We start from the raw sequence: 6,179 nt of genomic DNA on the forward strand, positions 1-6,179 counted from the left end.
GCTTACTTACATCAAAAAATACGTATAAAAATACAAAAGCAATTCAAAGGATTAGGATTCTAAATCCCCATAGTACTCTTCGCGAATCACGTGCGGAGTTATTTCTCGCGGCTCGATGGTTACAGGTTGATAAATGACACGCTTTTGATTTTCGTCATATCGCATTTCGATATAGCCTGTCAGCGGAAAATCTTTACGGAATGGATTTCCTATGAAACCATAGTCTGTCAATAATCTACGCAGATCGGGATGACCATCAAAAACGATACCATACAAATCAAATGCCTCGCGCTCAAACCAATTGGCAGCTGGCCATATCTCCGTTACTGAATCGACGACCGGATAATCATTATTATCTGCCAAAACACGGATACGTAATCTGTGGTTAAAGCTGACCGACAGCAAATGATAAATCACACCGAACCGTTTATCTCCCAAGCCATGCTTTGCTGCTAAATTCTCTCCGTATGTGGAATAATCAATTCCACATACATCAATCAGCGTATCAAAGCTAAACTCTGATTCATCCCGTAATAATTTGCTCACACTTAAAATATCCCGAGCGTGAATCCTAATCGTTAATTCGCCATATTGAATCTGTGAATTCACGATTTTATCGGCTAGGACAGTCTGAAGCTTTTCTGCCAGCTTTTCCTCTTGAATACTAGTAGACATGCTGATCTTTATCGCGCAATCGTATTGGTGCGGTTAATCTTATTCTGTAATTGGATGATGCCGTACAGCAAAGCTTCTGCTGTGGGCGGACAACCTGGAACATAAATATCTACCGGCACAATACGATCACAACCTCGTACGACCGAATATGAATAATGATAATACCCCCCTCCATTCGCGCACGATCCCATTGATATCACCCATCGTGGCTCAGCCATCTGATCATAGACTTTACGTAATGCAGGCGCCATTTTATTGCATAACGTACCCGCAACGATCATCACGTCGGATTGCCGAGGACTGGGTCTGAATACAATACCGAAACGGTCAAGATCATACCGCGATGCACCGGTCTCCATCATTTCTACCGCACAACAAGCCAATCCAAAAGTCATTGGCCACATGGATCCGGTCCGTCCCCAGTTAATGACCGAATCCAGACTCGTCGTAATAAAACCTTTCTCAAGCGTACCTTCAATACTCATAACATTAATCCCACTCCAGTGCTCCTTTCATCCACTCGTAAATAAATCCTACAACCAAAATGCCCAGGAACACCATCATTGCAACAAATCCGAACAATCCTATTTCATCGAGTACGATCGCCCACGGAAACAGGAATGCGATTTCCAAATCGAAAAGTATAAATAGAATCGCAACCAAATAATAACGTACATCGAACTTCATTCGCGCATCTTCGAACGCTTCAAAACCGCACTCGTAAGGTGACAGTTTTTCACTATCCGGGCGATTAGGAGCCAACAACCACCCCCCCAACATACAGGCCCCACCAACCAAAAAGCCCACTATCAGAAATAACAGAATTGGAAAATAATTTTCGAGCATAGTTTTATAAATACTTATCGCATTCTAAATTTTTAATATTTCTACTGAATCATTGTGGTGCCGACGGCGAGACTCGAACTCGCACAGCTTTCGCCACCGCCCCCTCAAGACGGCGTGTCTACCAATTCCACCACGTCGGCAGCAAGCTTATGTGCTTATCACCCGTAAATAAATCGAAAAATCATTTATTTCTTCGGATCACTACTCGGGAATTTGATCTGCTTTTGATTTACTCGAAATATCAGAATCATCAGTATCATTGCCGACGACTGGTTTTTTCTGCTGACCTACCGGAGCCACTGCAGATTCCTCAATCTGATCCATGATACTGGTCATACCTGTATCTTTAGTTTGATTTGCAGACAGATAAGTCAATCCCATACTTGTTGCAAAAAACAATGCAGCAGTCATACTCGTCGCACGACTCAAAAAATTAGCCGAACCACTTGCCCCAAACAGACTACCTGCCGACCCACTACCAAACGCAGCTCCCATATCCGCGCCTTTTCCATGTTGCAATAATACTAATATGATCAGTACAACCGCCAATAAAACATGTGCCGCCCAAACAAAGATCTCCAACGTACCACTCCAAAAATTAATTATTCAATGCACGACTTATTGCAATAAATTCGTCAGCAATCAATGATGCGCCGCCTATCAAGCCTCCATCAATATCTGGCATCGCAAATAACTCGGACGCATTATTGGCTTTTACGCTACCTCCATACAGAATGGTCAGCTCATCGGCTACATCCGCACTTTGAATCGCAATGCCTTGCCTAATAGACGCGTGTATGTCCTGAGCTTGCTGGGGCGAAGCAGTTTTTCCTGTACCGATGGCCCACACGGGTTCATAGGCTATAACTGCTTTGCTCAAGGAGTCAACACCCGCTTTCTCAGTGACCGCTCTTAATTGTTCCTGAATGACTTGTTCAGTGATACCCGCTTCTCGTTGTTCAAGTGTTTCTCCCACACACAAGATCGGTATCAGCTTGCCATGCTGAGCAGCAATGTATTTATCGGCAACGAGAGCGTTGCTTTCACCATATAGCATTCTACGTTCCGAATGTCCCACGATGACATAACTACATCCGAAATCATTCAGCATTGCCACAGAAACTTCCCCAGTATAGGCACCTTTGTCAAACTGACTTACATTCTGAGCACCCAATGCTATATTGGTATGTTGCAGCAAATTTTGTACGGATGACAAATAGGGGAAAGGTACGCATACTGCAAATTGTACATTAGCACGAAGCTCACTGAGGCTAGGAATAATTGCATTCAGTAACTGTTCATTCTCAGCTAAATTTCCGTGCATTTTCCAGTTACCTGCAACCATTTTTTTACGCATTTTTGCTTCCTACCTCAACGTCCCAAAATGGGCGATGCTACCCTTGATTCCTTATCTAGTCAATCAATACCTATCCATTCAAATCACTGCCTTCATGCACTGAGAAATATGGCCGTATGGGATTCTCATCATCAGCCAAACCGACCAGTAATATAATCTTCAGTTTGTTTATTCTTGGGTTTGATGAAAATGGTATCCGTCACATTAAACTCAATCAACTCCCCCAAATACATATAAGCGGTATAGTCAGAAACTCTGGCAGCCTGCTGCATATTATGCGTAACAATCAGAATGGTGACTTTATTCTTCAAATCGGTAATTAATTCTTCAATACTCGCCGTTGCAATCGGATCAAGTGCCGATGTGGGTTCATCAAACAACAAAATCTCTGGATCGGTGGCCAGTGCCCGTGCTATACATAGCCTTTGTTGCTGTCCTCCGGAAAGATTAAAAGCCAGATCATGTTGTCGATCCTTCACTTCATCCCATAGCGCAGAATTGCGGAGTGCTGATTCAACACATTCATCAAGGATTGCTCGCTGCTTGATTCCCCTGACCCGCAATCCATAGGCTACATTCTCATAAATTGATTTAGGAAACGGGTTGGGTTTCTGAAACACCATGCTGATGCGCATCCTCACTTCGATCGGATCTACATTTTGCGCCAGAATATTGACGTTATCAGGATGAAGGATGATCTCTCCTTGATAACGATTACCCGGATAAAGATCATGCATACGATTGAAGCACCGCAAAAACGTCGATTTACCACAGCCCGATGGACCTATTAGTGCGGTAATCTTCTTATCATGCAAAACCATATTGATATTTTTTAACGCATTAAAACCGCCATAGAAAAAACTGAGGTTTTTTACCTCAGATTTATATTGAATCTGTTCAGAGACGGCTCCTTGATCAATTTGCATCATTTATTTTTACCACTTAATATTTTTCCGCATACGATAACGTAGATAAATCGCCAATCCATTCATGGCAAGCGTCATCACTACCAGCACCAACCCAGCCGCCGCAGCATTCAATTGAAATGCTTCTTCAGGCCGGGAAACCCAGTTGAACATTTGAATCGGCATCACCGTAAACGGTGCCGTGAGCCACTCAAATGACACGTAAGGAAATTCATTTTTAACAGGGGCAGGCGGCAAGAATGCGATGAATGTCAATGCTCCGATCGTGATAATCGGTGCAGTTTCTCCAATCGCTCGAGCCAGACCAATAATTACACCGGTAAGAATCCCAGCCGAAGAATAAGGTAGCAGATGATCGAAAACTGTTTGCCATTTGGTAGCACCAAGCGCATACGCTCCTTCCCTGATGGCCACAGGAATTGATCGGATCGCTTCACGTGTAGCAACCACGACAACAGGAAGAATCAACAACGCCAGAGCCAATCCCGCCGCCAAAATACTTTGTCCGAATCCGAACTGGTATACGAACAAACCCAGTGCAAGCAAACCGTAAATTATTGATGGGACACCTGCCAAATTAGTGACATTAATTTCAATGATCTCAGTGATCAGATTTTTCGGTGCGTATTCTTCGAGATAAATGCCAGAGCCTATTCCCAACGGAACTGCCGCTAATGCTGTCACCAGCATCACAAGCGTCGTCCCTACCCAGGCTGAAAGAATTCCAGCCGATTCCGCGCGACGCGACGGAAAGGAAGTAAAAAATTCCCAGGATAGCCGGGGCATACCATCGACCAACATATGCGCAAACAACGCCATGAACGTCAGTACTGCAATCATCAATGCAAAAATGCCGGCAATTACGAAAATCAAATCCCATCTTTTATGCTGCCCGATGATTTTTCTAATTTCATCTATATTATTTACATTCTTCATGGCCTTACCCAATTCAATATAGACCGTTAGAAACTCAGATAACTAATAAAAAGTGAGAATATTGAATAGCCAACACTCATTCATCCTCTAATAAATTTCACGGTAGCGCTTGCGCAGAAGATGCCCAATGATATTGAAGATAAGTGTCAGAATCAATAAAGTGAGCCCTGCGGCAAAAATAGTTTGGTAGCCGATACTTCCGTGCGGTAGATCTCCCAGGCTCACTTGGACGATATAAGCCGTAATCGTGGCTGCCGGCTCCATGGGATTCCATGTCAAGTTGGGTTGCATTCCTGCCGCAATCGCTACTACCATCGTTTCACCAACAGCCCGTGATATGCCCAAAATATACGCAGCGGCAATTCCTGAGAAAGCGGCCGGCATCACTACCCGAATAGCTGTTTGAAGACGTGTTGCACCCATCGCATAGGAGCCTTCGCGCAAATTCATCGGCACCGCTCTCATCGCATCTTCCGTCATTGAGCTGACATAAGGAATGATCATGATTCCCATCACTAATCCCGCTGAGAGCAGATTAAAACCAGGCAATTCAGGAAAAATTATTTGCAACATGGGGGTTACAAATAGCAAGGCAAAATACCCATAAACCACCGTGGGTATACCTCCCAGCAATTCAAGAAATGGTTTCGATATTTCCCGAATGGTAAAAGGCGCAAATTCGGATAGATAAATAGCAATGATGGTTCCCAATGGCAGAGCAACCAATAACGCTATCAATGAACTCACTACCGTACCTGCCACCAATGGCAGAATTCCATAGTGAGCATCATCAAAAAGAGGCGTCCATTGAGTATCTGTCAAAAAATCCCACAGTGAGACATGCTGAAAAAAAACCACTGACTCTTTCACTAGCATGACAATGATGGCCAGCATAATTGCCACTGAAAGTACTGCTGACAGGAATAACAATACTTCTATGAATCTTTCATGCAAATGCCGTCGGATGCTATATCCCAATTTTCCAGGATCAGTCATATGATCGGGTGACTCTGCCGCCACTATTAAGACCCTTCTAACAATAGAGCATGATGGTATGAAAGCGCCGATTCAGCATTAAACATCGGATACAATTTTAATTAATTTGAAATCCATTGCAACTTGATATGAAAAGATTTCAAATATTTATACAGATGTATGCTACTCAGCGCTTTTAGGAAGCTTTATACGGAAAGACAAACTCTTCATGATGCTCTTCTCACAAGCCCCAAAAATCATTTTGGGGCTTGTGAGTACTATTTATCAATTTTAGTTTTAACTTTTATTGTTTCCTAACGAAAGATCAGGCAATCACTCCTCATCCTCATCCTCGTCGCCGTCTTCATCACTCTGAGGCTCGGAGGCTGCAGCAGACTCGCTCTCCCCACCTTCTTCGTCATCTTCTTCATCTTCTTCATCTTCTTCCTCTTCCCCGCCACCAC

At 43.6% G+C, this 6,179-nt stretch carries 8 protein-coding genes and 1 tRNA gene; all 9 read right to left on the reverse strand.

Annotated features, from left to right (window positions below; all coding sequences use genetic code 11):
• Positions 1 to 51: 51 nt before the first annotated feature.
• On the reverse strand, positions 52 to 675 hold the full coding sequence (locus ABF87_RS05835; protein WP_160828196.1) for an NADH-quinone oxidoreductase subunit C: 624 nt from the start codon (positions 673 to 675) through the stop codon (positions 52 to 54).
• An 8-nt stretch (positions 676 to 683) separates the two neighbouring features.
• Positions 684 to 1,160 (reverse strand): NADH-quinone oxidoreductase subunit B, encoded by a 477-nt coding sequence (locus ABF87_RS05840; protein ID WP_160828197.1) that lies wholly within the window; start codon positions 1,158 to 1,160, stop codon positions 684 to 686.
• A 4-nt stretch (positions 1,161 to 1,164) separates the two neighbouring features.
• Positions 1,165 to 1,521, reverse strand: a complete 357-nt coding sequence (locus ABF87_RS05845) for an NADH-quinone oxidoreductase subunit A (protein WP_160828198.1) — start codon at positions 1,519 to 1,521, stop codon at positions 1,165 to 1,167.
• Between the two features lie 55 nt (positions 1,522 to 1,576).
• Positions 1,577 to 1,661, reverse strand: a tRNA-Leu gene (locus ABF87_RS05850).
• Positions 1,662 to 1,722: 61 nt separating this feature from the next.
• A complete protein-coding gene (gene secG / locus ABF87_RS05855; protein WP_160828199.1) occupies positions 1,723 to 2,103 on the reverse strand; it encodes a preprotein translocase subunit SecG in 381 nt (126 codons plus the stop codon).
• Between the two features lie 16 nt (positions 2,104 to 2,119).
• The gene (tpiA, locus tag ABF87_RS05860; RefSeq protein WP_160828200.1) at positions 2,120 to 2,878 is read right to left on the reverse strand and encodes a triose-phosphate isomerase; all 759 of its coding nucleotides are present in this window, start codon (positions 2,876 to 2,878) and stop codon (positions 2,120 to 2,122) included.
• A 131-nt stretch (positions 2,879 to 3,009) separates the two neighbouring features.
• Positions 3,010 to 3,804 carry a phosphate ABC transporter ATP-binding protein PstB gene (gene pstB / locus ABF87_RS05865; RefSeq protein ID WP_240143547.1) on the reverse strand — a complete coding sequence of 265 codons (795 nt, stop codon included), beginning with the start codon at positions 3,802 to 3,804 and terminating at the stop codon, positions 3,010 to 3,012.
• Between the two features lie 9 nt (positions 3,805 to 3,813).
• Positions 3,814 to 4,740 (reverse strand): phosphate ABC transporter permease PstA, encoded by a 927-nt coding sequence (pstA, locus tag ABF87_RS05870; protein WP_160828202.1) that lies wholly within the window; start codon positions 4,738 to 4,740, stop codon positions 3,814 to 3,816.
• 87 nt (positions 4,741 to 4,827) lie between these two features.
• Positions 4,828 to 5,736 (reverse strand): phosphate ABC transporter permease subunit PstC, encoded by a 909-nt coding sequence (pstC, locus tag ABF87_RS05875; protein WP_164503166.1) that lies wholly within the window; start codon positions 5,734 to 5,736, stop codon positions 4,828 to 4,830.
• Positions 5,737 to 6,179: the final 443 nt, after the last annotated feature.

It is taken from the genome of Nitrosomonas sp. JL21 (assembly GCF_009833095.1).
Classification (GTDB): Bacteria; Pseudomonadota; Gammaproteobacteria; order Burkholderiales; family Nitrosomonadaceae; genus Nitrosomonas.